The organism is Pseudoalteromonas xiamenensis, from assembly GCF_030994125.1.
Taxonomy (GTDB): Bacteria; Pseudomonadota; Gammaproteobacteria; order Enterobacterales; family Alteromonadaceae; genus Pseudoalteromonas; species Pseudoalteromonas xiamenensis_B.
The window spans coordinates 2,655,552-2,681,918 of record NZ_CP099917.1 but is presented as its reverse complement, the minus strand read 5'-3'; the positions used below and the strand labels follow the sequence as shown (position 1 = coordinate 2,681,918).

Sequence of the window (26,367 nt, the reverse complement as noted above, 5' to 3'; positions counted from 1 at the left end):
GTATTGCTTAACAGGAAACCAACTCTGTTTGGTTTCCTTGAGTCTCTGTTTCTTCCTTTCCCTACTTGATTTTCGTTGCTTTTTCGCGGTTTCACTATTAATAATTATTACATCCAATTGAAACGCAGTAGTTTGTATTGTGCTAAGAGCCTTAATAATTGAAGATACCCCAACAATAGCAAAAGTACAGAAACATATTGCTATCTCCGTCGGTTATGCCGTAGACATTGCGGCGACACTGGAAGAAGCCAAAGCACTAATCAAACAACATAGTTATTATTGTGCTGTGGTCGATTTTATTCTACCTGACGCGCCCAACGGTGAAGCAATCCCTGTTACCATCAAGGCGGATATTCCCACCATTGTCATGACGGGAAACATAGATGAGTCAACGCGTACGACCGTGGAACGTTACCCTATTATCGACTACATCACAAAAGAACATAAACAGGCTTATCACTATTTAAAGAAACAGCTGCAGCGGTTGCCTAAAAACAAGCAGATTTCGATTTTAATTGTTGAGGACTCTATTTCAGCCCGCCACTACATCAAAACCTTGTTGGTAAGACAAAAATACCGTGTGTATGAGGCCCACGACGGGGAGCACGCGCTTCAAGTGCTTGCCGAAAATCCGGACATCAGTGTGATCATCACCGACTTTGAAATGCCAAAACTTAATGGTGCTGAATTGTGTATTGAGGTACGGCGAAAACACAATGACGAAGATATTGCGATCATCGGTATTTCGAGCTCTGAACAAGCGCAGCTCTCGGCGCGTTTTATCAAAAGTGGCGCTAATGATTATTTACGTAAGCCCTTCAATAACGAGGAGTTTTATTGCCGTCTGAGTCAAAACGTTGATATGTTGGAAAACATCGCAACTATTCGCCGTCAAGCGAACACCGATTATCTGACTGATTTGCCAAATCGTCGTTATTTCTTTGAAGAAGCCAAAAAGCTGCTGCGTGTCGATGAAAAAGCACAAGCCGCGGTTTGTCTCGCGATGCTCGACATTGATCACTTTAAATTGATTAACGATAACCATGGACACGATGCGGGTGATGCGGTGCTTAAAAGCTTTTCTGCTGCATTAAGCAAGTTTTTTCCTAACGACCTTATCGCACGCATGGGTGGGGAAGAATTTGCAATTAAGTTTACGACGAATGATAAAGCGGAAGCTCAACAGCAGCTAGCGTTGTTTATACAATATATTGAAAAAAACAGTCGCTCATTTTCCGAGCACGCGATTCATTTTACCGTTTCAGCAGGATTAATCGAGGAGCTCAACCACAATATCGATACGCTGCTCAAACATGCCGACGTCAATTTATACCAAGCGAAGGAAACTGGACGAAATCGCTTGGTCTAGGAGACCAAGCGATAATAGCGAATTTATGTCGATTAAATAGGCGACCCTGGCGGTAATGGCAGTGCGTTGAAACCATCCGGCCATTTACCATGCTCTTGGAACCAACGGATCTGTTCAGCGAGATACACCTTAAACGTCGCTTTACCAATTTTGTTACTATCAAATAATGACGCATCTTGCGGTAATTCTGCCAACTTATGTACAAACCGCTTGAACATGGCTTGCGCTTCAGGTGACACTTTGTCGCTAACACTCATTTCCGCAAATTGCTTCGCTGCCAATATTTGCGTGCGCTGAGAGAGTAATAGCGCCATGCCTGTCTTTTCTTCTGTCTCAAACACTTGCTGATATGTTCTAAACAAAACAGTATCTAAACCTAAGTTTTTCGTGTCTCTCGCTTTTTGCTGTATTAGACGATTGACTCGTTCTGGATTCAAAAGCAGCTTTAATGATTGTGCGGCCGCCACTTCGGGTAACGCCATCGCATCAAATGAAAGTCCTGTACGTCCGACGACACTTTCCCGTGTTTTATATTCGCCGTACGCCTTTGGTGGGACAAGTGCGAGAACAGATTCAGGGATCATTAGTTCTTTCGGTGTCAGCGTTTTCAAAATAGCTTTGAGTGCAGCAAGTTGACGCTCACGTGCAATCACTTGAATCCCATGCGGAGCCTGACCTTCCTCTCGTACTTCATAACTGTAGTCTTCACCACCTATCAGCTTTACTGCGGCTTCAACTTGATAACGGTGGAACAAGTACAATGGAACAAGCCTTTCTTCAAGTTGTGAAAGGGCTTCACCATTTTTTAAATTTTCAATTCCAAAGCGACCCAGTGCTTTTTGACGAACGTCCAATACGCGGTTTAGCTCTTCAGCCGGATCGTTACCATTATCCCATAGATGTGCTGTGGGATGACTGCCACCTTGCGCTCTTGCGTCGTCATCGGAAATAAACTCCAAACCTAGTGTTTTGTTTTCCGCCAACACCGCTTTTAACGCGTTATTTTCCTGTGATTCATTGAAATCACCATACCCGTACTTGATGACTTGCTTATCCCAAACACCAATGCCTTTGTCATAGCCTTGTGTGACATCCAGCTCCCCTTTATCGTTAATACTCAACAGCGGGTGTGGGTAATCCATCACAGACGCTCTGTCTTTTACCGATGCAGAAAAGTTATGCGCAATACCCAACGTGTGCCCTACTTCGTGCGCACTGAGTTGGCGAATACGGTCCAGCGCCATTGCTTGCAAGGTTTCATTCGTTTCATTGCCCGTTTTGAATGGTGCGGCCAATGATTCAGCAATGAGAATATCTTGGCGTACGCGCAACGACCCGAGTGTAACGTGTCCTTTCAGAATTTCGCCAGTGCGAGGGTCAATAACCGATGAACCATAAGACCAACCTCGGGTTGCGCGGTGTACCCATTGGATAACGTTGTAACGAACATCCATCGGATCTGCACTTTCTGGGAGCATTTTTACTTGGAAGGCATTCTTGTAACCAGCGGCTTCAAACGCATTATTCCACCAGCTTGCGCCTTCGAGCAACGCACTACGAACTGGTTCAGGAACACCAGGGTCCAAATAGTAAATGATAGGCTCTACAGCCTCACTTACCGCTGCAGAGGGGTCTTTTTTCTCAAGACGGTGTCTTGGGATATAGCGCACATACATCGATTGGCCCAGTGGCGCCGAATAATCTTTGTGTTCAATGCTCCAATATCCCGATTGAGGGTGGAATGGACGAGGCTGGTATTTATCATCCGGTAACTCAATGAGAGAGTGGTGTTGATGCACAGTAACCGCATACGGATCTGCACTAACCTGTTTGATGTACTCACCTGGATTGCTGCCACCAAACGTTAACGTCGCTTCTAGCTCCGTGTTTTTGACAAATGCTTTTGTTCTTGGCAAGAATACCGCGCTACGTGCATTGTCTAATGAAAAGTTACCTTGTTTCGTGTCTGCTAAACGACGTGACACACCGTGTACGTCAGACATTAGATAGGGTGTGTAATCGATAAGTACACTGTCATTGTCTTCTGCCACTACTTTAAAGCCCTGCAATACGCTCGCAGCAAACGCTTCTTGTACACTCTGTTTTTCCGCGGCATTTTCAGCACTTGCACGGTAATATGTATTCAGCGCTTTCAGTAATACTTTGTCACCAATGCGCTCAAACTGGGCAACGTAAGTCCCGCCTAGCTGCCCTCTATCAAGACCGATGTCATTAGAACCCACACCATATGGCAGGCTGTGTTGCAGTAAAAAAGGTTTATCTAATTTATCCACGTCGAGGTAAACATGTGCAGTTTGAGGGTCGACATAGACACTATAAAAACCAGGAAAATGATTAAAAGTCTCAGTAAACGAGTCTATAGACTTAATTGCTGCGTGCGCTTGAGTTATCATAGTCAATAACAAAGCAGAAGTAGCGTGCTTTATAAATTTAGTTTTTGGCATAAGCTTATCTTTGTTAAGTCGGGTTTAAGTAATTGTTTGTACCAGTATATGAAGATGGTATACAAAATACAGCTACTTTAGACGAAAATTCAGCGCAGTCTGTCGACTCTCTCACAATTTATACTCGATAGACGAAACGTTATCAGGATCTAAAAATGCGAAGACTCCCACCGGTGTTGGTAGAAGACGGTTGTTCACGTGAATTGGTTTCTCTTATTCGTACTATATTGGCGGCGTGTAAAGAAATTTCTTTCCGCGTTGGTCAAGGTGCACTTTCTGGCGTATTAGGCTCTACCTTAGATGAAAACATTCAAGGTGAAACCCAAAAAAAGTTAGATGTACTCTCGAATCAACTGCTCAAAGATATTCTTTTAGAAAGCGGCTATGTGAAAGCCATTGCATCCGAAGAAGAAGACACGACGGTTGCAGGCAACCCAGAGGCAAAATACATCGTTGCATTTGACCCACTCGATGGTTCGTCAAACATCGACATCAACTCGCTTGTTGGTACTATCTTCTCAATTATGGAAGTCGATAAAGCGTCAGATCCTGCCGATCCGGCCATCTTCTTACAATCGGGTCGCAAGCAAGTTGCCGCAGGTTATGTCCTTTATGGTCCATCGACCATGCTTGCTCTTTCTACTGGTAAAGGCACTCGCATTTTTACCCTAGATAAAACGCACGGGAGTTTCCTCCTTACCCACGACTACGCAAAAATCCCAGCCGATACGAATGAGTTTGCGATCAACGCTTCAAATCAACGTTTCTGGACAGCTCCAATGCAGCAATATATAGAAGACTTGCTAGCGGGTAAAACAGGGCCTCGAGGCAAAAACTTTAACATGCGTTGGATTGCAGCGATGGTGGGTGATGTACATCGTGTATTGTGCCGTGGTGGTTTATTCACATACCCAGAAGACACTAAAGATCCAAATAAACCATACAAACTTCGCTTACTCTATGAAGCGAACCCAATGGCCATGTTGATTGAACAAGCCGGCGGCCTTGCTCATACAGGACAAGAAAAAATTCTCGACATTCAGCCGACCGAAATTCATCAACGTGTCGCCGTGATCCTAGGATCGAAAAATGAAGTTGAAGCGTGTTTAGGCTATCACCAATAAACACCACAAAAAAACGCGACTTAGGTCGCGTTTTTCAATTTGGTTTATCAACCCATTCAAGGTTTATTGAAGTTGTCTGTCGGCAACCGCAAAAATAGCATCTTGATAGCCCGATTGGAGCGTTTCTGGGTCGCTCACTGCGGTGTAGATCTCTTTTAAAAGACCATCTTTTAAGCCATACACGAGACCGTGAATAGTCAGATCTTGTCCTCGCTGCCACGCATCTTGAACAAGATTGGTTAAACAAACATTACGTACCTGTTCAATTACGTTTAGCTCACATAATGCGTCGCTTTGCGCTTTAGGGGTCAAATCGGTTAGGACATTTTGATGCTTTTCTTTGACGTCCGCTACATGGCGTAGCCAGTTATCAATTAAACCGAAGCGAGCTTCATCTAATACCGCTTGCACACCACCACAACCATAATGGCCCACAACGAGAATATGCTTCACTTTGAGTACATCAATGGCAAACTGCATCACAGAAAGACAGTTATGATCGGTATGTACCACAACGTTAGCTACGTTGCGATGCACAAACATTTCACCCGGCATTAGATCAACAATTTCGTTCGCTGGCACACGTGAATCAGAACACCCAATCCATAGATATTCCGGTTTTTGTTGTTTTGATAACTTATCAAAAAATTGTGGATCTTTGCCAAGCGTACGCTCTGCCCACTGTTTATTCTTAGCCAATAAATGGTCTAATTCACACATTGTGCTCACCCTTCTTTTTTTAGCACCCCATTGATGAACACATTCCTCGGTGTAAGTGCTTTATCACAAAACTCAAATACCTCTACATCATACCCAGCTGATTGCAAATATAAAACCCTATCGAGGACCAACCAGATCTCAATCGCTCGCCGAAAGGCATGGCGTACGAGTTCGATTCGCGCCGTTATTTGCTGTTTTTTTACACCTAATGCTAGAAATGAGTCGAAATCGAGGTGATCTGGTAAAGCAATATTTTTTTGATTTGCAGCCCAATAACAGAAATCAGAAAACGCTCCAGAGAAAATTTGTTTGCCTACGGACGGGACGCCCACGTATTCACAGTGACCCGTTACCGACTTTCTTAATGCATCAAATCCTAAACGCCATGCCACTTCTCGATGTCTGACCGCAGTCAAACGACTCGGTGCGGTGACAGTCTCTTGCAGTGCAAGTTTCATGTCGTGGTGCGTGAGTTGCGTACGCGCAGCTCTGCCCTCTACACTCATCGGCTCATATTCATTGGATGTAAAAAGGTGATAACAGCAAGGTGAAACGATGAGGTTTTTACAGCGCGCTTGTGCACCCTTGATCAGAAACTCTTGATGTAAACGACCGCACGCATGGAGGGCAACGGCGTGATCAACCTGTTCAAAACAATCATCGACGGCATCATTGAGTACGTCTTTGCACATAAACGCCATTGGCAAGCCTTGTTTCTTTGCGCTGGCACTACCATCATCGCACAACGCTTGCTGCAACTCGACAGAAACGACCTGCTGTGCCCCTTGAAAAGCAAGCATTCTGCCTAAATGCCCTTTGCCTGCACACCATTCTAGCCATCGGCCTTCAATCGGACTTAACGTCTCAACAAACGATTTTAGTTGTTCTAACTTTCGGCCTTTGATGCCATTTTCCAGCCAAAAAGGAAACGTCAACGACGTATGATGTGGTTGTGACAACGCACTTAAACGATGTATTTCAGAAAGTTGAGGAATATAGGGAACCAGCCATTCCAGCAAAGTACCAGGGGAGCTATCAAGTAAATGGACTTGCTCATCCGACAATTGCAACAGTGCAGGCTTTAACTCTGGCCAAGGGATATCATCACAGGCGAACGCAACTTGCTGCCAATACGCTTGTGTTTCATGGAGTAATTCATCTAATCGGGAAAAACGCGCGGAAAATGGCATTGTCTTAGCCTACACAAAAGGCGATAGTTTACTAAGCATCTTCAAAACTACAAAGCACTAGAAGGCAAAGTAATAATTTTAGCATCACAACTATTTTGGCTATTCATGCCATTTTGAATAAAGTCTTTAATTACCCCTTCATGGTTCAATGTCATCATTGCAGCATCAAGCTGAGGTAACAAGGATTGATGTTTTCGGTGTACATAATGATAAACCTCCGTTGTCAAAGTCAGCTCTGGTCGATAATAAAACGTGCGATAATGAGAGTTACACATCACGGTTCGCGCAATCCAATCTGCAGACAACAACACATCTCCAACCCCAGAGCCAATCGTTTTAAATGCCGATTCATCATTGTTAACCGGTAAACACGTCAATCGGTGGGTGTCGCAAAACTCGGTTAATAACCTACTGCCTTTTGGCACAATAAACACCGTATCTTCATCAAAGTTTTGACACGCTTGCTCTTTTAAACAGTAGTAACCTACGGTGAGTTCAAGCAATGGTGTTTGTACTTGAACTAAGTTGGGATAACTCGACGCCACCGTATCAACCCTTGCCGCTTCAGCATCCAGCTCACCGCTGTTAACCATTAGCATGCCTCGTGAAGAAGGGAGCATGACAAAACGAGGCGTTATATCGATTCGTGCATAGAGCGCTTCGAGTAGCTTAATAATGACGTCTTTGGCTTCAGGGGATGCAACACTTTCAGAAATATTAATGGTATAGGGTGGTTCTTCTGACGCGAGTACATGACCGCCAATCAACCCAAGCAACACACAAATTGCAGATTTTGTCATTGCCGCCTCATTAATTTGTATTTTCGCTGCTTAAAGAAAATCAGGTAGATATACATTGGAATTGAAACAATGGTCAGAACTACGGCGGCAATCAGCATCCAAGACCAAACTGGCTTGTCTAACGGTCGAGAGTACAACAAAAAACCAGATAAAGAACGGCCCGAGGTATCACGGTCAAAACCATACAAATCCGCTATCCATTCCCACTTATTTAAGGTCATATTGCCAATCGGCACACCGGGCACAGAGATATAACTCGAGAGTTTTTCCGCTTCATAAGCAAGTTGTTCCATGGTTTTATCTTTTGCATAACGCGAATGCGTGATAGTTAGCGCTTCTTGTAGGTTGAGTAATGCATATCGCCAACCTCTCAAACTCGCTTGTAAAAACCGCTCTGCAAGTTCTGGGTTGTTTTTAAGAAGCTGTTCGCTCGTGAAGAGAATATCTCCGTAGACATTTAATCCGTAACGTTTGGGACAAATAAGCCGCACGTCGATACCAAGCTGCGCCATTTGAAAAGGCTCGTTAGTTACATAAACTTGTAGAGCATCAACGATACCACGTTGGAAATCTCGAATAGGATGTAAGCCAGCATACAAGGCAAGGTCTTTAGCCTCTACCCCAGCGCGTTCGAGCATGACCAGCAGCTCCGCATTTTCGCTGCGACTAATATGACTCACTCGTTTATTCACGAAATCTTTTGGGCCATTAATGCCACTTTGCGCTTTAACCATCCAACAATACGGTGACGACTGTAAAATCGCGGCCATTGCGACAAGGGGCTTGCCTTCTAAACGTTGCTGCAAAATACCTGAATGTGTAAGACCAAATTGCGCTCGACCTGACAAAACACTAAAAAAGGTATCAGGATTGCTCGGATCTGCGGGGACGATATTAACGTGCAGGCCCGCTTCTTTGTAAAATCCTTTCTCTTTCGCAACATAATACCCAGCAAATTGGAATTGGTGAGTCCATTTTAACTGTAACGTGACGTTTTCGATGGCTGTACTTTGAAATGAAAACAACAGTAAACCCAAAATCAGGCCTATTTGGCGAACGAGCGAAACCTTGCGCGCTGCTTTCATCTGTGAGCTCCGTGCTTTTCTATGAGCTAACTATAGAAAAGCACGTTAAATTTTCAAGCTATCCGGCCTTTCGAGCAAGACTTGGTGGTGTTTTCAAATATTGGCGAAAACATGGATTCTCCGTTTCATCTTGATATTGATAACCAAGTCGCGCCAAATGCGCATCAAACTCTTCATACTGTTGAGGTGTGATGTCAAATCCAGCCAATACATTACCTTGTGCGGCACCATGATTTCGGTAATGGAACAACGTAATATTCCAATTGCTGCCCAACATTTCTAAAAAGCGCGCCAACGCGCCTGGATATTCGGGGAATTCGAAGCGCAACAAGCGTTCTTGCAATGCGACGGGCGGTTTGCCACCAACCATGTAACGGATGTGGAGTTTTGCCAGTTCGTTATCGGAAAGATCGTCAAAATGATAACCATCTTGAACCAAACCAGCTTTCAACTGCTCAAGCTCAATTTGCCCATTGCGTAAGCCCACACCGACGAATATCTGAGCATCCCCTTCTCCCGCATAACGGTAGTTGAATTCGGTTATTGAGCGACCACCTAATGCCTGACAAAAACGTTTAAAACTCCCTTTTTCTTCTTTAATGGTCACACCTAACAGCGCTTCGTTCTTCGCCCCGAGAGCGGTTCGCTCAGCGATGTAGCGCAACCTATCAAAGTTCAAGTTCGCACCCGACAGCACCGCTGCAAGGTTCAAGCCCCTCACCTGATTGTCTCGGCACCATTTTTTTAATCCCGCAGTCGACAACGCCCCTGATGGCTCAGCAATGGCACGGGTCGCAACAAAAATGTCTTGAACAGCGGCACAAATTTCGTCAGCCGTTACTGTGACCACTTCATCACAAAACTTTTGCGCCAAACGGAACGTCTCTTTTCCTATAAGCTTTACGGCAACGCCGTCCGCAAAACTTCCGACGCTGCTGAGCTCCACTGGGTGCCCTGCGTCTAGCGCGGCTTTTAAACATGCACTGTCTTCAGCCTCTACACCTATGATCTGAATGTCGGGACGAAGCGATTTGATGTATACCGCCATCCCTGCGAGTAACCCACCACCGCCAACAGGAATAAAGACGGCATCCACTTCATCCAACTGCTGCATTAATTCGCGCGCAATAGTGCCTTGACCAATGATTACGTCTTTGTCATCGAAAGGCGGCACAAATACCGCTCCCGATTTTTCACAAAGAGATAAGGCATGGGCGTTTGCAGCATCAAAATGATGTCCAAACAACACGACTTCACCACCCAATTTACGCACCGCATTAACCTTAATTTCGGGCGTTGTAACAGGCATAACGATGGTCGCATGATGACCTAAATGGGCTGCTGAGAGCGCAACACCTTGAGCGTGATTACCCGCAGAAGCCGTAATCACGTTGCTACCCTGAGGAAGCTGTCTAAGCTTGTTAAATGCACCGCGCAACTTAAAGGAATACACCGGTTGTTGATCTTCACGCTTAAGCCAAACCTGATTACCTAATTGCTCCGATAACGCCGCCATTTCGCTGACTTCAGTGACCTTGGCTAATGGCTCCATATTGGCTTGGATGATAGCCCGAAAATAATCGAGTTCTTGAGCAACCATTAGCTGAGTTCCTCTAGTTTACTTAAATCTCGAACAGCTCCTTTATCTGCACTCGTGGCAAGCAATGCGTAGGCTTTCAAAGCAGGACTAACAGAACGCTCACGATCAAGTGGCTTATAAGCCAATTTACCACGCGCTAATTGCTTTTCATGCCGCGCTGCAAGTTCACTCTCATCGACTAATAAGTGGATACCACGATTTGGAATATCGATTTGAATGCGGTCACCGTTTTCGACCAATGCAATCACCCCACCACTTGCAGCCTCTGGTGATGCATGACCAATCGATAAACCTGATGTTCCACCAGAGAAGCGTCCATCGGTTAATAAGGCACAGTATTTATCTAAGCCCATAGATTTAAGATAGCTCGTTGGGTACAACATTTCTTGCATACCTGGGCCACCCTTTGGCCCTTCATAGCGAATGACCACGACATCGCCTTTTTTAACCTGTCCGCCTAAAATACCTTCGACAGCATCATCTTGCGATTCAAACACAACTGCCGTTCCCGTGAAGTTCAACATTTCATCCACTACACCGGCGCTTTTAACAATACAGCCATCATCCGCTAAATTGCCTTTTAACACAGCCAAACCACCATCTTGGCGGAACGCATGTTCTACACTGCGAATACAGCCCTGTTGACGGTCTAAGTCGAGAGATTCCCAGCGATAAGATTGACTCATAGCTTGTGTTGTACGGATCCCCGCAGGTCCTGCTCGGTAGAAGGTTTGTGCTTTTTCATTTGATTCATCGGCTGCATCCCAACGGGTTAGCACCTCACCTAGAGTACCACCTGCGACATGGCCTACTGACAAGTCAAGTTTATCTGCACGCGCCAATTCATTAAGGATTGCCATGATCCCACCTGCACGATGAACGTCTTCAATGTGATACTGTTGTGTTGCGGGCGCAACTTTACATAAGAACGGCGTCGCGCGCGATAGACGGTCAATGTCATTCATATCGAATGCAACTTCACCTTCTTGCGCGGCGGCTAATAAATGCAGCACTGTATTGGACGAGCCTCCCATTGCGATGTCGAGTGTCATCGCATTCATAAACGCCGCTTGATTCGCGATATTGCGCGGTAGGACAGCCTCATTGTCCTTGCCATAATATTCATCGCAAAGCGCCAAAATACGTTGACCAGCAGCCACGTACAATTGCTTGCGATCCGAATGCGTAGCAAGGGTTGTCCCATTGCCTGGCAACGCAAGACCTAGCGCTTCAAGCAAGCAGTTCATGGAGTTGGCCGTGAACATGCCGGAACACGAACCACACGTTGGGCACGCAGAACGTTCAACTTGCTCTGAATCGGCATCTGACACCGATGGGTCAGCACCTTTCACCATCGCATCAACCAAGTCTAGTTTAATATCAATGTCAGCCAAACGTGTTTTACCTGCTTCCATGGGACCACCTGATACAAAGATCACAGGTATGTTTAATCTCAGTGCGGCTAACAACATTCCAGGGGTAATTTTGTCACAGTTTGATATACACACCATGGCATCGGCACAATGCGCATTAACCATGTATTCAACTGAATCCGCGATTAAATCGCGCGATGGCAATGAATACAACATGCCTCCATGCCCCATGGCGATACCGTCATCGATCGCTATCGTATTAAATTCTCTTGGCACACCACCCGCATCACGAATGGTTTCCGCCATTAATTCACTCAGCTGATTAAGGTGAACATGACCCGGTACGAATTGCGTATAAGAATTCACAACGGCGATAATTGGCTTGTGAAAATCTGCATCAGTCATACCTGTTGCGCGCCAAAGCGCGCGAGCGCCTGCTCGTTGTCTGCCTTCCGTTGTTGTTTTGCTACGTAATTTAGCCATGTTCTACCCTTATTTAATTTGCGTGGTGACGACCACGACTTTCCTCATTCCCAAAACTTTCTATAGCTGACAAAGTGCCAGCCCTGCATAAATAGCGCGATGCGCTTATTCGTTAACGTAATCCAACCTACCGCGTTGATCTTCAGAAGAACCTTTAACTAAATCGAAATACGCCTTTTTTAGCTCTACCGTAGTGAATAGAGTGGCTCAACACGCGAGTTGTCGCTTGATCACATGGGGTTATTTCGCCATTGTGCCAAACAAAATATGATTTTTTTGTCATCTGCTCATACCTTATTGGTAATCTCTTTTAAATAGCCTGTTGCTTTAAGGTATGCAGTTGTACATCTTTTACTTCAACCAATTTACTAAGTTGGGTTGTCAGTAAATAGATAGGTCTATCGCTATCTACCGTCATCTTTACATGGAAAAGTTCGTCGTTTGTAGCGCCTTCAAGTTCTAGATTCGTCAATGCAAAACCACGATGACGCGCCACGCGCAAAAAACGCTCTATCGCGATACTGTGCTTTTTTACTGCAAGGGTCAATTGGTGTTTCATTTCGCGTTCTCCGTCATCATTTCATCGTTTGCAGCCCCTGGTGGTACAAGTGGCCATACGTTTGCTTTGTCATCTATACACACATGAAGTAGATAAGGGCCCGGCGATGACACCAATGCTTCAATTGCTTTATCTACCTCTTCACCACGAGTGATGGTTTGCCCTGGAATCCCAAAGACAGCAGCCAGTTGAACGAAATCGGGATTGTCAGATAGATTCGTTTCACTATAACGACCCTCAAAAAACAATTGCTGCCACTGTCTAACCATACCCAGTCTTTGGTTATCTAAAATCAGAATTTTTACAGGAAGGTTGTTACGACGAATTGTCGCCAATTCCTGAATGTTCATCATAATAGAACCATCGCCTGATACAGTAAGTACCAAGTCCTCAGGACGGGCGATTTGCGCACCAATTGCAGCCGGCAGACCAAATCCCATGGTACCCGCTCCACCACTACTTAAATGATTTGAAGGGTGAGTAAACTTCATGTGTTGAGCAACCCACATTTGATGTTGCCCAACATCACAACACACGACTGCATTGTCGGGAAGTTGCTGACTCAATTGATTCAAAAGCCTTGGTGCATAAACCTCTTCACCAGGAAAATCATAGCGCCATGTATGTGTACTCATCATATCTTGCACATGTTGTTGCCACGCCTCAGAAGAGAGCACGGGTTTAAGTGCGGGCAAGGACGCTTTCAAATCCGCATGTAACATTGCCGCAACGGGTTTACGTTTACCTATTTCAGCCCGGTCGATATCTAGGTGGATTACCTTTGCCTTTGCCGCAAACTTTGCCAAATTTCCCGTTACACGGTCGTCAAATCGCGCACCGATACACACCAAAAGATCGCATTGTTGGACCGCTAGATTCGCCGCTTGTCCACCGTGCATGCCAAGCATCCCCAAATCGTATTCATAACTTGGCAGTACGCTGCCAAGCGCTTTCAACGTAGACACTGCTGGCATTTTGGAGGCGTTAAGAAACGCCATTAATTCGCTTTGTGCATCTGCGCTTTGTACGCCGCCACCCACATAGGCCACAGGACGCTGTGCTTGTGCTAAAAGTTCGTTGGCTCGTGCCAATTGCGTCTCACATACTGTGGGGTGTTCATCAAACTCTTCCGCTAGCCATGGATGAAAAGGTACTTGCGCCATCTGAATGTCTTTCGGAATATCAACCAAAACGGGACCTGGACGACCACTTTGCGCAACGTGCATTGCTTCTTGTAATACTTGAGCGAGCTCGTCCACATGCTCAACCATGTAACTGTGTTTCGTGCATGAAAGCGACATACCTAACACGTCCACTTCCTGAAATGCATCAGAACCGATGGCAGCCGTAGGCACTTGTCCTGTAATCGCAAGTAGTGGCACCGAATCCATCATGGCATCAGCAAGTGCCGTGATTAGGTTTGTCGCGCCAGGACCAGAAGTAGCTAGGCATACGCCAAGTTTTCCTGTGCTACGTGCATATCCAACCGCGGCAAACCCTGCACCTTGCTCATGACGCGTTAGGTAATGTTTAACTGGCGCACCGTAGAGGGCGTCGTAAATTGGCATAATTGCACCACCAGGATACCCAAATACCTCTTTAACCCCTTGCCTCGAAAGCAACTCTACTACCAACTGTGCGCCTGTCATTCCTCATCCCCATTCGTAACGTAAAATTAAATTTTGATCCTAAAACGAAGAAGCCCCCGAACTTTTCAGTGCGGGGGCTTCTCTAAATGCTTTTCAATTTTCTTCAAGCATTAGCCAGCCCCCGCGGTAATAATAATCACCACGTTGATAATCACGACTAGGACTAGCTTTGCTGTTAACATTTTCGTTTCTCTTAAACCGAATTCTTTTAGTCAGGTAGCCATAGCGAATTTGCGCTGGCTATCCATCAATCTACCTTTTCTATTAGTACATACGGGGACAGGCTTCGTCAAGCATAAAAACAATGCAAATTACAAATAAAAAACCACGAAAAACAAAATTAAAATCCAATAAAGACTCACATATTGAATTATAAATTCAACCTATCTTTAAAGCATAACTTCGACACCTCAAAAACACGCTTTCATCGAACGATTAAAACTTTGTTCGAGCAGACATTAAATTTTTGTGATTTACACTGGGAATTGGATATGATCTGGTAACAACTACATCTCGGACTGACCAACATGTCATTTTTGCATTTACTACGCCCCATTTTTCTCCTCTGCATTTTTTGCTTTTCGGCTGTCTCTTTTGCTGAGCCTGGTCTTTGGCAAATTAAAAAAAACCACCATACATCTTATCTTTTCGGTACGATCCATGTGGGCGATAGTAGCATGTCAGCATTGCCTGATTCGGTTATTGATGGATTGGAAAAATCAAACGCCGTAGTGGTTGAACTGGATACAACTACCCTCACCCCCGAATACCTGCAAACTCATATTTACCCATTAATGACGTTGCCAAATTCGGCGTCGCTCAGTCAACGCTTAAAACCAGAGCTATACCAGAAACTTGCAAAAGCATTACAGGAAAACGGTCTGTCGATAACTCAGTTTGAACACATTAAACCTTGGGCCGTTTCGATTAACTTAACGGCCATGAGCTATCAAAGAGCTGGATACCTTTCAAACTTTGGGGCAGATATGCAGGTGCTTGGTTTTGCGAAGAAAAAGCAACTTGAGATCATCGAGCTTGAATCGGCTAAAGAGCAATTTGGCTTTTTTGACCAAATAGACCAAGATAGCAACTACCTCCTTAGCGAAACACTTAAATCAATGGACGACGCGGCCACTTACATACACCCACTTGTCAACGCGTGGAAAGCAGGTGATTTAAACAAACTAACCGACTACTACCACTTGTCATTTGACGGCTCACCACTCAGTCAAGCTGCGGAAAAGGTGATTCTTAAGGACCGAAATGCTCGCTGGACCAACACGCTTGTTCCATTACTAGAAAAACGTTCCTTATTCATCGCGGTTGGTGCTTTGCATCTGCCCACAGAACATGGACTTATCGCACTATTCAAAAAAAATGGCTTTGAAATAAAAAAATTAACTAAGACTTTAAACCTTTTCATTCGCGATAAACGTCAAATAAGAAAATACAGAACAACAGGACATTGATAATGAAACACACACTCCTTGCTTTGACATCCGCTTTGGTTATCAGCCAAAGTGTTTTTGCAGATGAACAACGCTCTATTAGTAAAACATTTTCTCAAGGTTCTTCACACGAACTCGCGATTGAATTTCCGGTTGGTCAACTGGATATACAAACGACTGAAGGGGAAAACATCGAGATCAACGTAGTACTTAAACCGAAAACAGACGACAGTTGGTTCAGTAAAAACGTCGAGTTAGATACAATAGAGATTGAATCGAAACAGCGCGGCAGTGAATTATATCTCACTATCGATAATGATGAAATTCAACAGGAATGGTCAGTGAAAGTACCAAAATCAATGGCACTCGATATTGAGCTTGGCGTTGGCAATGTCGAAGTAGAATCCCTCGCGAATTCTGCTGACATCGAAGTTGGCGTAGGGAAAGTCCGCATTAATAGCCACGAGGACGATTTTCGTTCAATCGCCCTTGAATCCGGAGTGGGTAAATCGCATATCAAGGGCTTCGAGAACAACATTGAGTACACCAAAAATATGGTAAGTTCGGATATGAAGTATCGAGGTCAAGGCAAATACACGATTAAAGTTGAGATTGGCGTTGGCGATGCAAAATTTGAAAAAATATAGAATTTTAACGACTTTTAGCATCATTTAAATTCACTTTAACGCAAAATGCAGCATATCAACGTGCTGTTTTTTGCGCTTCCCTCAACCATCACCAAATCACTCCATTCTTGCTATTAAGTTAAAAATATACGCTTGACACCTAGACGGCTAAAATGTTTCAATGCCGCCTCACCCGATTTTTGCTAGGTGTGAACGTTGATTCACAATCTAGATATGTCGAACCATTTTTCCTAAAAAAATGGTCGATATTATGGGCTGGAAGAGGAGCGTTATTCAGGTAGTTGACTGGAGGGGAGCAAACCCCATTGAACGTCAGCGAGGGGAAATAACGCCGAGAAGTATGTGTGTTTTGCTACTGCGTATTTCGGACGTTTGGGCTGAATCCCAACGTCTGTCACCAATTTTGGTTTTGGTGGAGAGCTTCTGGTCTTGAAATTATTAGGCCAGATGTGTCTATTTTTTTAAGTCCATTGCTCTTCGAATTTTAATCTGTTCGGAGTCTTGGATCCTGCCAATACACCGAACACTTTTAAGTTCGGTAGAGATGAAAACATCATTCAACTTATCAGACTTTCCGTTATGGACGGCTCTAGTTACGCCTTTTGACACGCAAAATAACGTTGATTTCGATACGTTAGCACGGCTGGTCGAAGAGCAAGTCGAGGCCAATAACGGCATTTTACTCCTTGGTTCCACCGGCGAAGGGCTCGCGCTTACGCTTGATGAACAAAAACGTATTGTAGAATTTGTGTGTGATTTATCGCCCACCGTGCCTCTTATGGTTGCCGTTGGCGGAATAAATTTACAGACTCAATTAGATTGGGTTTCGTATTGCAATGACTTGCCAATTCACGCGTTTTTACTTGGTACCCCACTCTACGCAAAGCCTGGTGTTGTGGGTCAGACTCACTGGTTTGATGCGTTATTAAGAGCCACATCCCTGCCTTGCATGTTATACAACGTGCCTGGCCGAAGTGCGGTTGCCATTGCGCCGCAAGTGCTTTCTAACCTCCAACACCACGATAATCTTTGGGCATTGAAAGAAGCCTCTGGTGATATCAGTAAATTTGAAGCCTTTCGAAAAGCGGCGCCAAACGTGGCCGTGTACAGTGGCGACGATGGACTTATCCCTTATTTCGCCCAAGCTGGCGCTGCTGGATTAGTGAGCGTGGCTTCCAATGCGTGGCCGCAGCAAACCGCCGAGTTCGTGCGTCGTTCACTTGCAGGCACATTCCCGAACTTATTCACCACATGGACAGATGCCGTACATAGCCTTTTTGAAGTTGCAAGCCCTGTACCCGTCAAAGTGCTTATGCATCAACAAGGGCGTTTAGGTACCCCGAATTTGCGTCCACCGTTGACTCATTTAGAACTGAATAACACCGTAGCCCTCAGTGCTGCAAACGATACGATTTTAGCTTGGAATTAAGGTAGTAACATGAGCTGGTTAGATTTATTAAACGATTTAGAACAAGGCAAAGTACGTGCAGCAACTCAAGATGCAAATGGTCAATGGCACGCAAACGTCGAAGTTAAACAAGGCATTCTTGAAGCATTTCGTCATGGCGTAAACACAGAATATCCGGGTGGTTTTGTTGATAAAGATAATTTAGCACCGCGTGGCTTCGCTAGTGAGCAAGGTGTACGTATGGTCCCCGGTGGAAGCAGTGTACGTCGTGGTGCATACGTCGCATCGGGCACCATCATCATGCCACCAGCCTACATCAACATCGGTGCCTATGTGGATTCTGGCACCATGGTTGATAGTCATGCCTTGGTGGGGTCATGTGCGCAAATTGGTAAGAATGTTCATCTTAGCGCTGCGGTGCAAGTCGGTGGTGTCTTGGAGCCTGTGGGGGCAAGCCCAGTGGTGGTGGAAGATGGCGCTTTCATCGGTGCAGGCTGTGTATTAGTCGAAGGTGTGGTCGTGAAGAAAAATGCAGTACTCGCGCCTGGCGTACGTTTATCAGCCTCCATTCCCGTTTACGACTGTGTAAATGAACGCATGTTAGATAAAGGCGAAGCGATCCCTGAAAACGCGATAGTGATCCCTGGCTCGCGTCCCGCATCAAGCGAGTGGGGCCAAGCCCAAGGGCTTAGCATGTCCTGCGCACTTATTGTTAAATACCGCGACGAACAATCTGATGCGTCGTTGTTACTTGAAGAGGTGCTGCGTTAATGACGTTCTTGAGTGCGCCTGTTCGCGAAACTTTAGTCTCTCTGTGCCATGAACAAGAAACACCCTTTTTTGTTTATGATTTAGATAAGCTGAGCCAGCATCTCCAATTGCTGACGAAACAAGACATCGTTAAGCTATGGTATGCCGTGAAAGCGAATCCTCTGTCTGAAATCATCAAATGTCTCGACCAAGCAGGATTTGATTTTGACGTTGCAAGCAGTGGTGAGCTAGAGCAAGTCCTTGCGCAAGGTGTCGACGCGACTCGCGTACTCAACACGGGACCGGCTAAATCAAAACGCCAAATCCAACACTTTCTTAAACGTGGTGTGACCACGTTTGTTGCTGAAAGTATCAATCAAGTGCTCTGGTTACAAGAAGCAGCTCTTGATCACCATGTGAACTTACGTGTTTTACTGCGTGTTCAGTTACGCTGGCCTGAAGGAGATAAAAATCCGCTTGGCGGGGATACGCTCACTCCTTTTGGCTTGGGTGTTGAAGAGTGGCAACATTTGAACCTTAAAGACTACCCTCACTTGAATTTTGTGGGTCTCCATATTTTTCAATGGGGCAATATGCTCTCGACGGATAAACTCGCTTCACTTTGGCAAGCAATGGTGACGCCATTGCAACAATTGTCCCACCGTTTAGGCATGCAACTCGACGTGCTTGATTTGGGCGGAGGACTGGGGATCCCATACTCTCCTGACGCTGAACACCTTGATTGGCAAGTACTCTTAACTGCTCTTGATGACATAAAACGCGCAGTTGGTGTCAAAGAATTATGGATGGAGTTGGGCCGCTATGCTGTTGGTGAATGTGGTTACTACGCCAATCCTGTCGTCGAGCAAAAAACCAATTACGGCATAAAGCAACTCATCGTCTCTGGCGGTGTAAATCATTTACTGCGCCCGGCAGTGACGGGACAGGCATTTCCGTGCGAACGACTTCGTCAAGATGATACACCGTTCGCCCAATTCGCCATTCATGGCCCACTTTGTACTGCACTGGATAGCCTTGGAAGCCATACACTTCCTGAAAGTACAGACGAAACCGATTGGCTTGTTTTCAGCCAATGTGGTGCCTATGGTTTTACCGAAAGCATGCCTTACTTCCTTTGCCATGAGTTACCTGCTGAATATGTGATTCAGCAAGGAAAGGTGCAATGTGTTCGTCAGGCCGAGTCTGCCCTTTATTATTTGAGATAACGTGCGCATGTTGAATTCGATTATTCAAGAAAACATCCAAGTCGGTGAAATAGCCAATGGTCTTCCACTGACCATTCCCGTGTATCGGCTCAAAGGCTCAGGGGCTGGCCCATCGGTCTATATTCAAGCCAACATGCACGGTGCCGAGGTACAGGGCAATGCGGTGATTTACCAATTGCTTGAACTGCTAAAGCACATCCCATTGAATGGCGATATTACGCTGGTTCCTTACGCCAACCCGATTGGCTGTAATCAAAAATCAGGGGAATTTACGCTTGGTCGCTTCGATCCGATTACGGGCACAAATTGGAATCGAATGTACCATGATCACACCGATTTAATTCCTGCATTTGTTGAAACCCATCAGACGCTTGATGACGGTGCATTAAAAGCGGCGTTTAAATCAACGTTGTTAGAGCAAACCCATGCTTTACTCGATGGCGATGCTTATCGTCTCACCACGGGCAAGCGGATCGCACTCAATCTGCAAGCACTGGCTCACCAAGCTGACTTAGTGTTGGACCTTCATACCGGTCCCATTTCGGCAAAACACCTTTATTGTCCGATGTACGCCAAAGAAAGTGCCCGTTATTTTGATATTCAAAATGTCCTCCTTATCCCTGAAGGATTTGGTGGCGCGATGGATGAAGCAAGCTTCTGTCCGTGGTGGCAATTATCTCAAGCGCTCGCACAACGAAATCGTGAATTCCCAATCATGGTAGAAGCATTTACGGTTGAACTTGGCTCACAAGAGACGATTGATCTCGAAGAAGCCAAACAAGACGCCAAAAGCATATTAAGTTATTTGAATCACAAAAAGGTAATTGATTCTAATGAGTATCAGCCGACTCGAATGGCTCGTTACGCATGTTATTTAAAAGACTACTTGGCTTTCTACGCCCCAATGGGTGGCATGGTGGAATACACCGCCCCGCTCGGCGAGCCAATCCCAGCAGGGACCACTATCGCTAAGATCCTACGTATGGAGCAGTACTTAAGTGAACAACCGCTTCATGACATTACTTTAAAGGTTGATGCAATTCCGATTCTTCACTTTGCTTCTGCAAGCGTAAACCAAGGTACTGAACTTTATAAATTTTTTACTCATTATTTTGAGCTGTAAACGATTATTGCGTGAGAGTAAGTATCCACTTTCATTGAAGTTATTGAAAATGGACTACTTACAAGGTGAGGCGGCACATGCCGCCAGCCTTTTTACCAAGACCTCACTGTCCGGCTAGCACTTCCATGTTCTCTTGTTCTGCGTACTGGTTTTGTCACTCCTGCACATAAAATCGACGCTTTTTTTGTTATAAACTGCTTGGGATGAGAAATTCAGGAAAACTTCATACGTTATGCGTATACTTTCCCTATAAAAATTAAAGGGATCTCTTTCATGCGTATCACAACGTGGGTATTTTCGTCGCTAGCCACACTCTTCGCTTCAAGCTACACACTCGCCGCTACGGAAACACAACAAGAACCAGATGAAATTGATCTGATTAAACAATGCGTGTTAAATGAGGTGCTTGCTGGTGATAAAAATCGTACGGTTGGTGAACTGAGAGCGTTTTGTTCACAAATGGATGCCGCCAAGAACGTTAGCCAACTTGATAAACGTGTTGCTCGTGAAAGCGTTGGCGCAAAGAACCGCAACGTATTAACGCCACATCAACGTAACTATATTTTACCCGTTTCTTATGTTTCTCATCCGAATAGTCGACCGTTTGATGGCTTTTCCGAATTGACTGACGAAGGCGAACCGCTTGACCATTTAGAAGTAAAGTATCAACTGTCACTAAAAGTCCCAATTTACACTGGTTTCTCGGACAAAGACCAAGCCATTTTTATGGGTTTTACCTTGCAGTCCTTTTGGCAGTTTTATAACAAAGAAATTTCCTCACCATTTCGAGAAACCAATTACGAGCCCGAACTTTTTTGGATCAACTTTTTAGATGATGACCATGTTTTGTGGGGCGATGAAATGGCCTTTGCACTGGGTATCTCTCATCAATCCAACGGCCGCAGCCAGCCTAATTCACGTTCTTGGAATCGGGTTTACGCCAACTTCATTTGGGAAAATCGTGGTTTTGTATTCAGCCTAAAGCCTTGGTATCGCATTCCAGAAGACAGCAAAGAAGACTCGCTTGATGCAAAAGGCGACGACAATCCTGATATTCACAAGTACATGGGTTACTTCGAGTTTTCCGGTGCTTATCGCTACGAAGAACATGAATTCAGCTTTATGTTGAGAAACAACTTAAACAACGACAACCGTGGCGCAATCCAACTTGATTGGTCATTTCCAGCTTGGGGGAAATTACGTGGCTACGTTCAATATTTCAACGGCTATGGTGAGAGTATGATTGACTATAACGCCGACATCGAGCGGATTGGCGTTGGTATACTACTTACCGATTTACTCTAACATATACCCTGTGGGCGCTATGCGCCCATTTGGGCTTTAATCCAACGGCAAAAATGGACGACTTTTTGCCATCGAAAATGATTTTCAGGCGCGGCGATAAAGTATTTAAACAAACAGTCCATTTCAAAATCCGTAACCGCTTCAAGTTGGCCGAGTGCCAACTGCGGCTCGATTAGTCGTCTTCGGACCATCGCAATCCCTTGTCCAGCTTGCGCCGCTTGAACAACAATTGCCGCATTATCGATGGACAAGAACTCTGGTGCTTCATGCTTTTCAATGTCATGTAAATCGAAGAAACACTGCCAAGCACGTTCAGCATCTGGACAAATGTCCATAATCAGCTTTTGCGCCAGAATTTGCGCTCGAATGGGTTTGCTTTTATCAATTAGTCCCGGCTTACAGGCCAGTAAAATACTATCCGCAGCAAGCAGTTCTGTGTGTAAATTAGGATAATGACCTTCACCAAATCGGATCCCAATATCCGTTTCACCTTCGTCAAAATTAGTGAGCTTGTCACTGGGTTCCAAACGGATTTTGATATCGGGGTGCTGTTTTTGAAAGTCACTTAAACGAGGTAATAGCCAGCAGTGAGCAAACGAGCCAAGCACCGACAAATTTAAGGTATCCGGCCTAGGGTCTTGTCTGAGTGCTTGTACGCCTTTTGCCAAACTATTCATACCGGTTAGGACATAGGGCAAAAGCTGCTGCCCAGAGGACGTAAGTACAACTTGACGAATCTTACGCTCAAACAACAAGCAATCTAAATGCTCTTCGAGCAATTTGATCTGCTGGCTAACCGCAGCCTGCGTCACATAGAGCTGCTCAGCAGCCGCTTTCAAGCTGCCGAGTTCGGCAACATATTTAAAATAAAGCAGACTTTTAAGTGGAGGAAGCTTCATACAATACATTAGTTTTTCTTAACTATGAGTAAATATTACTCGTTTGTCAGCAAAGCGCAACCGAACAATACTAACTCTCGAAAGTTCACGACTCTGGAGAGACAAAATGAAAAACATTCTATTAATTAGTTTACTTAGCTTCGCTTTTCCGTCATTGGCAGCATCAACGATGGCGCAAGAACATATTGATACTGACGAAGGGTTTCCATACAAAAACTTAATTATGAAAGCAGACCGTGTGGAATTAAGTTACAAAGAGCATGGGGATGAAGTGGAGTGTCGAGTAGCTATCATTACAGCAAACAACACACATCAAGGAACACCTAAAACAACCAAGGCGAAAAATCTACGACATAAACCAATGGCAGCCTGCCTGTCACGTGACGAAGCAAAGCAATTTTTAGCTCAACTTTGAAAAGAATTTGGGGGCACCGTTGTTGCACGCCCCCATAACTTTGAGACTAGGACACCCATTCACGTACGCATTAGGTCTATTCAATGATGTGGCCAGATGCAATGACTGAAATTCAGGGATAACCGAGTGCCTCCAATCTAACTGCAATGTTAGAGCCTGTTGAGTTAAGTAATCACACTACAGCCATGAAATATCTCTTATCCATTTTTGCATATGTGGATACCCCTTCTCAGGATGAGTCATTTCCCATGCACCGAGCAAGGGAAAACCAAAACCTCCTCCGTCGGAAAAGGCATCGATTAGGTTTTTGCTCCACCCTCGATAACCCTTCTCATGAAAGACTAAGTCAAGCGGCAACCCTAAATGCGTGACCGCTGCAACGGCCCATGCTGTTGCCGCCATTTCCTCACCATGCATATGTTGGGCTTGTCGGCCATTTAACAAACCATTTTTAAAGACATCTCCTTGTAAAAAGGGACGCGCTTTCGGCTCACATATTGCGATGTGACCTGCTTCATGCAGGATGTCGCCTGGAAATTCTAATTTTTCGAGATCTATCTGAAGCACGCCAAAGTGCAAATGCAGCCCAGGTAAAAATGTGTTTTGCTCAATCGTTGTCAGTTCGAATGGCACACCAATCCCAGTCAAAAAATCCATGATTTGTCCGGCAATCGTCTTATCCATTTCGTTATTCCTTTCTTACTAACCCTAACATCACGTCATACCTTCTCGCATTGTGTGACGTTTTTCAATTAAACAATCGGGTTATCATCCTGTTTCGATGGATCTCGCTCAGATTCTTCTCTACGTTCTTGCGCCATTCGATATTCTTCGGCAAGTGATTCTTGCAGTTGAGACATTTTCTCTTGGAATTCTTCTTGAGTCACTACGCCCTCGGCATAGAGAGCCAACAGTTCATCCATTTTTTCACGGATTTCATCGATCTTTTCTTTGTTGACGCCCAATCGTCCAAACATGACCGCTTCACGTGCTTTCTCCAAAAACGTTTGCGCCGAGGTATAAGGGCTCACCACTTTCATCTGCATTTGTTGGCTAAAGTCAGATTGAGTCGATTTCATGTCAGTCGCGGCAATGGCCTGCCCCAATTGCGAGCTAAAGTCGGCAAATGGCATTTCTTTGTCGCCTTTCGGTTGATTGAGTGTCGGCGTTTTCTCCATTGTAGCGGGTGTTCGCTCGAGCATTCCTTTAAAAAACATCATACAAAACTCCATGTACTTCGTTTAAACAAAATGAACACTTAACTAAGCAGTTTGTATGCCAAAAAGGTAATTATGAAGACTCTATTTGATTGACATTTAATTAAGGAAAGGAGATGGGAAAGAGACATTAGAAACGAAAGGACTTCTCGAAAGTCCTTTAAGGTATTAATTAAGTTCCAATTGTTTATTAAACACTTTAAAAATTCCGTGCGTTATAAACGAGCCTTCAACAGTGTAAATACATAACATTTCAACACTGCCTTTGCCCTCAGGGAAGTTTCGAACAATATGCTCATGGTCAATAACGACATTCCCGTATGTCTCACGGCTTAGCACGGTTGCTTTTAAATCTGGTTCGAGAAAACGTGCGGCTATGTTTGCTTGGATTGCTTCTCGCCCCCTCGCAAGCACCGCTCCTTCAGTGGAAAGTTGCATCGCATCTTCTGCATAGGTGGCCGCCCATGCCTGTGCGTCTTTTTCGTTATACGCACGTAATTGACGCTCAACAACCTCTATGATTGAATCACTCATTATGCCCTTCAAATTGAATAATAAAATAAAGGGCGAGTAGCACACTGAAGCCACTCACCCACATATCGACTATCGGACGACAACAAACGTGCCTTCAAATTTAGCAACAAGCACATCACCATCGTAGACATTAACCGGTACAAGGTATTTGGCTTTTCCTTCGCTTTCAAGTTCCATAAGCTCTCCACGACAATCTGCAATAACCACTGTTGCCGAAGGAGCTGTCGTCAGCGGCTTGAGGTATTTCATATTGGCATCAGCCAGCACGATACTCCCTTCAAGATTTTGCTCACGAAGTGCTAAGTAGGTTGCCCCCCAACCAGTCAGCGTAGCCATTGAATAAATCGAACCGGCAAACATCGAATTGTGAAGATTGAGGTTTGCTTTGAGATCGGCTCGCGTTGAAAACTGCCAATCGGTGTAGCTCTCAACCTTTATCCCCATTGCATCACTGATAGGGATCGATTCACGCCATGTATCTTGCAGCACCTGAGTCCAGTCTGGACGACGGAACCAACCTGGCTCACTTGGTTTACGCTTCACCATCTTCCAATGTTGAATTTCATCATAAGCAAGATGTGCTTTTTCGACGACTTCATAGCCATGACGCTCGTAAAAGTTAAGCGCGCGCTCCCGCGCATACAACACTAATTCCTCCGCGCTTTGCGACCAGGCAATTTTTTCCATTTCATGTAACAAGCGACTGCCTAGATGTTTGCCTCGATTGCCCTCGGCAACAGCCATATATCGCACTTGCGCCTGTTGCTGGTTATTGAAATGCAAACGCGCAACGCCAAGCACTTCACCTTGGTTATTTTTGATAAAACGATGTTCTGCTTCTTGTTCTAAATCGTCTTGCTCTGAACCACGAGGCTGCGACCATGGCGCTCTAAGTACCTGCCAACGAAGATGATAATAGGCTTGCCAATCCTCACTACTTTGAGGGGTTGTGACTTGAAACATGTCGACTCCTGTTGA

25 protein-coding genes and 1 riboswitch are annotated in these 26,367 nt (G+C 45.0%); of the genes, 10 read left to right on the top strand and 15 right to left on the bottom strand.

All coding sequences use genetic code 11. The features are described from left to right. The first annotated feature begins 136 nt into the window (after positions 1-136). Complete coding sequence (locus tag NI389_RS12470) at positions 137-1,369, top strand: GGDEF domain-containing response regulator (protein ID WP_308362554.1); 1,233 nt, start codon at positions 137-139, stop codon at positions 1,367-1,369. 32 nt (positions 1,370-1,401) lie between these two features. Here NI389_RS12470 and NI389_RS12465 read toward each other — a convergent pair whose 3' ends face one another. Next, positions 1,402-3,834, bottom strand: a complete 2,433-nt coding sequence (locus tag NI389_RS12465; protein ID WP_308360217.1) for a zinc-dependent metalloprotease — start codon at positions 3,832-3,834, stop codon at positions 1,402-1,404. 155 nt (positions 3,835-3,989) lie between these two features. Here NI389_RS12465 and NI389_RS12460 point away from each other — a divergent pair, with 155 nt between their 5' ends. Next, the gene (locus NI389_RS12460) at positions 3,990-4,958 is read left to right on the top strand and encodes a class 1 fructose-bisphosphatase (RefSeq protein WP_308360216.1); all 969 of its coding nucleotides are present in this window, start codon (positions 3,990-3,992) and stop codon (positions 4,956-4,958) included. Between the two features lie 63 nt (positions 4,959-5,021). On the opposite strand, the gene can is transcribed toward NI389_RS12460, so the two are convergent. From can to ilvG, 9 genes are all read right to left on the bottom strand, one after another. Then, positions 5,022-5,678 carry a carbonate dehydratase gene (gene can, locus NI389_RS12455; RefSeq protein ID WP_308360215.1) on the bottom strand — a complete coding sequence of 219 codons (657 nt, stop codon included), beginning with the start codon at positions 5,676-5,678 and terminating at the stop codon, positions 5,022-5,024. Between the two features lie 5 nt (positions 5,679-5,683). Then, positions 5,684-6,868, bottom strand: a complete 1,185-nt coding sequence (locus NI389_RS12450; protein WP_308360214.1) for a methyltransferase — start codon at positions 6,866-6,868, stop codon at positions 5,684-5,686. A gap of 47 nt (positions 6,869-6,915) precedes the next feature. Continuing rightward, complete coding sequence (locus NI389_RS12445; RefSeq protein WP_308360213.1) at positions 6,916-7,668, bottom strand: hypothetical protein; 753 nt, start codon at positions 7,666-7,668, stop codon at positions 6,916-6,918. After that, on the bottom strand, positions 7,665-8,753 hold the full coding sequence (locus NI389_RS12440; protein WP_308360212.1) for an ABC transporter substrate-binding protein: 1,089 nt from the start codon (positions 8,751-8,753) through the stop codon (positions 7,665-7,667). Before NI389_RS12440 ends, NI389_RS12445 begins: the two co-directional genes overlap by 4 nt. A gap of 58 nt (positions 8,754-8,811) precedes the next feature. Continuing rightward, positions 8,812-10,353, bottom strand: a complete 1,542-nt coding sequence (gene ilvA / locus NI389_RS12435) for a threonine ammonia-lyase, biosynthetic (protein WP_308360211.1) — start codon at positions 10,351-10,353, stop codon at positions 8,812-8,814. Continuing rightward, positions 10,353-12,209, bottom strand: a complete 1,857-nt coding sequence (gene ilvD, locus NI389_RS12430) for a dihydroxy-acid dehydratase (RefSeq protein WP_308360210.1) — start codon at positions 12,207-12,209, stop codon at positions 10,353-10,355. The genes ilvA and ilvD overlap by 1 nt, the downstream gene beginning before the upstream one ends. A gap of 154 nt (positions 12,210-12,363) precedes the next feature. Continuing rightward, a complete protein-coding gene (locus tag NI389_RS12425) occupies positions 12,364-12,492 on the bottom strand; it encodes a hypothetical protein (protein WP_308360209.1) in 129 nt (42 codons plus the stop codon). 27 nt (positions 12,493-12,519) lie between these two features. Then, on the bottom strand, positions 12,520-12,768 hold the full coding sequence (gene ilvM, locus NI389_RS12420) for an acetolactate synthase 2 small subunit (protein ID WP_308360208.1): 249 nt from the start codon (positions 12,766-12,768) through the stop codon (positions 12,520-12,522). Continuing rightward, complete coding sequence (gene ilvG, locus NI389_RS12415; protein WP_308360207.1) at positions 12,765-14,417, bottom strand: acetolactate synthase 2 catalytic subunit; 1,653 nt, start codon at positions 14,415-14,417, stop codon at positions 12,765-12,767. Before ilvG ends, ilvM begins: the two co-directional genes overlap by 4 nt. A 527-nt stretch (positions 14,418-14,944) precedes the next feature. Here ilvG and NI389_RS12410 point away from each other — a divergent pair. The 7 genes from NI389_RS12410 (at position 14,945) to NI389_RS12380 (ending at position 22,324) form a co-directional block, all read left to right on the top strand. Beyond that, a complete protein-coding gene (locus tag NI389_RS12410; RefSeq protein ID WP_308360206.1) occupies positions 14,945-15,886 on the top strand; it encodes a TraB/GumN family protein in 942 nt (313 codons plus the stop codon). A gap of 2 nt (positions 15,887-15,888) precedes the next feature. Then, positions 15,889-16,512: a hypothetical protein gene (locus tag NI389_RS12405; RefSeq protein ID WP_308360205.1), complete on the top strand. Its 624-nt coding sequence runs from the start codon at positions 15,889-15,891 to the stop codon at positions 16,510-16,512. A gap of 251 nt (positions 16,513-16,763) precedes the next feature. Next, positions 16,764-16,943, top strand: a riboswitch (Lysine riboswitch). Between the two features lie 113 nt (positions 16,944-17,056). Further along, a complete protein-coding gene (dapA, locus tag NI389_RS12400) occupies positions 17,057-17,941 on the top strand; it encodes a 4-hydroxy-tetrahydrodipicolinate synthase (protein WP_308360204.1) in 885 nt (294 codons plus the stop codon). Between the two features lie 9 nt (positions 17,942-17,950). Then, complete coding sequence (locus NI389_RS12395; RefSeq protein ID WP_308360203.1) at positions 17,951-18,691, top strand: 2,3,4,5-tetrahydropyridine-2,6-dicarboxylate N-succinyltransferase; 741 nt, start codon at positions 17,951-17,953, stop codon at positions 18,689-18,691. Beyond that, positions 18,691-19,896, top strand: coding sequence for a PLP-dependent decarboxylase (locus NI389_RS12390; protein WP_308360202.1), 1,206 nt, complete (start codon positions 18,691-18,693; stop codon positions 19,894-19,896). Before NI389_RS12395 ends, NI389_RS12390 begins: the two co-directional genes overlap by 1 nt. Before the next feature lie 7 nt (positions 19,897-19,903). Next, entirely contained in the window at positions 19,904-21,019 is a 1,116-nt protein-coding gene (locus NI389_RS12385) for a succinylglutamate desuccinylase/aspartoacylase family protein (protein WP_308362553.1), read from the top strand. Positions 21,020-21,292: 273 nt separating this feature from the next. Beyond that, positions 21,293-22,324, top strand: a complete 1,032-nt coding sequence (locus tag NI389_RS12380) for a phospholipase A (RefSeq protein ID WP_308360201.1) — start codon at positions 21,293-21,295, stop codon at positions 22,322-22,324. A gap of 17 nt (positions 22,325-22,341) precedes the next feature. On the opposite strand, the gene NI389_RS12375 is transcribed toward NI389_RS12380, so the two are convergent. Then, positions 22,342-23,232, bottom strand: coding sequence for a LysR substrate-binding domain-containing protein (locus NI389_RS12375; RefSeq protein ID WP_308360200.1), 891 nt, complete (start codon positions 23,230-23,232; stop codon positions 22,342-22,344). Positions 23,233-23,329: 97 nt separating this feature from the next. Between NI389_RS12375 and NI389_RS12370 the strand changes: the two genes are divergently transcribed. Then, on the top strand, positions 23,330-23,638 hold the full coding sequence (locus NI389_RS12370; protein ID WP_308360199.1) for a hypothetical protein: 309 nt from the start codon (positions 23,330-23,332) through the stop codon (positions 23,636-23,638). Between the two features lie 177 nt (positions 23,639-23,815). Here the strand turns inward: NI389_RS12370 and NI389_RS12365 are convergent, their stop codons facing one another. The 4 genes from NI389_RS12365 to NI389_RS12350 all read right to left on the bottom strand — a co-directional run bounded on the left by NI389_RS12365 (position 23,816) and on the right by NI389_RS12350 (position 26,352). Then, a complete protein-coding gene (locus NI389_RS12365) occupies positions 23,816-24,322 on the bottom strand; it encodes a hypothetical protein (RefSeq protein WP_308360198.1) in 507 nt (168 codons plus the stop codon). A gap of 68 nt (positions 24,323-24,390) precedes the next feature. Next, on the bottom strand, positions 24,391-24,858 hold the full coding sequence (locus tag NI389_RS12360) for a hypothetical protein (RefSeq protein WP_308360197.1): 468 nt from the start codon (positions 24,856-24,858) through the stop codon (positions 24,391-24,393). Positions 24,859-25,023: 165 nt separating this feature from the next. Further along, on the bottom strand, positions 25,024-25,389 hold the full coding sequence (locus NI389_RS12355) for a nuclear transport factor 2 family protein (protein WP_308360196.1): 366 nt from the start codon (positions 25,387-25,389) through the stop codon (positions 25,024-25,026). A 69-nt stretch (positions 25,390-25,458) separates the two neighbouring features. Next, positions 25,459-26,352, bottom strand: coding sequence for a bifunctional GNAT family N-acetyltransferase/hotdog fold thioesterase (locus NI389_RS12350; protein WP_308360195.1), 894 nt, complete (start codon positions 26,350-26,352; stop codon positions 25,459-25,461). Positions 26,353-26,367: the final 15 nt, after the last annotated feature.

Excerpts from the sequence above, each read along its gene's own strand:
- can (WP_308360215.1), bottom strand. The coding sequence starts at position 5,678 with ATGTGTGAATTAGACCATTTATTGGCTAAGAATAAACAGTGGGCAGAG.
- NI389_RS12390 (WP_308360202.1), top strand. The coding sequence starts at position 18,691 with ATGACGTTCTTGAGTGCGCCTGTTCGCGAAACTTTAGTCTCTCTGTGC.
- NI389_RS12360 (WP_308360197.1), bottom strand. The coding sequence starts at position 24,858 with ATGATGTTTTTTAAAGGAATGCTCGAGCGAACACCCGCTACAATGGAG.
- NI389_RS12440 (WP_308360212.1), bottom strand. The coding sequence starts at position 8,753 with ATGAAAGCAGCGCGCAAGGTTTCGCTCGTTCGCCAAATAGGCCTGATT.
- dapA (WP_308360204.1), top strand. The coding sequence starts at position 17,057 with ATGAAAACATCATTCAACTTATCAGACTTTCCGTTATGGACGGCTCTA.
- ilvM (WP_308360208.1), bottom strand. The coding sequence starts at position 12,768 with ATGAAACACCAATTGACCCTTGCAGTAAAAAAGCACAGTATCGCGATA.
- NI389_RS12450 (WP_308360214.1), bottom strand. The coding sequence starts at position 6,868 with ATGCCATTTTCCGCGCGTTTTTCCCGATTAGATGAATTACTCCATGAA.
- NI389_RS12425 (WP_308360209.1), bottom strand. The coding sequence starts at position 12,492 with ATGACAAAAAAATCATATTTTGTTTGGCACAATGGCGAAATAACCCCA.
- ilvG (WP_308360207.1), bottom strand. The coding sequence starts at position 14,417 with ATGACAGGCGCACAGTTGGTAGTAGAGTTGCTTTCGAGGCAAGGGGTT.
- NI389_RS12460 (WP_308360216.1), top strand. The coding sequence starts at position 3,990 with ATGCGAAGACTCCCACCGGTGTTGGTAGAAGACGGTTGTTCACGTGAA.
- NI389_RS12365 (WP_308360198.1), bottom strand. The coding sequence starts at position 24,322 with ATGGATAAGACGATTGCCGGACAAATCATGGATTTTTTGACTGGGATT.
- ilvD (WP_308360210.1), bottom strand. The coding sequence starts at position 12,209 with ATGGCTAAATTACGTAGCAAAACAACAACGGAAGGCAGACAACGAGCA.
- NI389_RS12350 (WP_308360195.1), bottom strand. The coding sequence starts at position 26,352 with ATGTTTCAAGTCACAACCCCTCAAAGTAGTGAGGATTGGCAAGCCTAT.
- NI389_RS12370 (WP_308360199.1), top strand. The coding sequence starts at position 23,330 with ATGAAAAACATTCTATTAATTAGTTTACTTAGCTTCGCTTTTCCGTCA.
- ilvA (WP_308360211.1), bottom strand. The coding sequence starts at position 10,353 with ATGGTTGCTCAAGAACTCGATTATTTTCGGGCTATCATCCAAGCCAAT.
- NI389_RS12465 (WP_308360217.1), bottom strand. The coding sequence starts at position 3,834 with ATGCCAAAAACTAAATTTATAAAGCACGCTACTTCTGCTTTGTTATTG.
- NI389_RS12395 (WP_308360203.1), top strand. The coding sequence starts at position 17,951 with ATGAGCTGGTTAGATTTATTAAACGATTTAGAACAAGGCAAAGTACGT.
- NI389_RS12410 (WP_308360206.1), top strand. The coding sequence starts at position 14,945 with ATGTCATTTTTGCATTTACTACGCCCCATTTTTCTCCTCTGCATTTTT.
- NI389_RS12385 (WP_308362553.1), top strand. The coding sequence starts at position 19,904 with ATGTTGAATTCGATTATTCAAGAAAACATCCAAGTCGGTGAAATAGCC.
- NI389_RS12445 (WP_308360213.1), bottom strand. The coding sequence starts at position 7,668 with ATGACAAAATCTGCAATTTGTGTGTTGCTTGGGTTGATTGGCGGTCAT.
- NI389_RS12405 (WP_308360205.1), top strand. The coding sequence starts at position 15,889 with ATGAAACACACACTCCTTGCTTTGACATCCGCTTTGGTTATCAGCCAA.
- NI389_RS12375 (WP_308360200.1), bottom strand. The coding sequence starts at position 23,232 with ATGTATTGTATGAAGCTTCCTCCACTTAAAAGTCTGCTTTATTTTAAA.
- NI389_RS12380 (WP_308360201.1), top strand. The coding sequence starts at position 21,293 with ATGCGTATCACAACGTGGGTATTTTCGTCGCTAGCCACACTCTTCGCT.
- NI389_RS12355 (WP_308360196.1), bottom strand. The coding sequence starts at position 25,389 with ATGAGTGATTCAATCATAGAGGTTGTTGAGCGTCAATTACGTGCGTAT.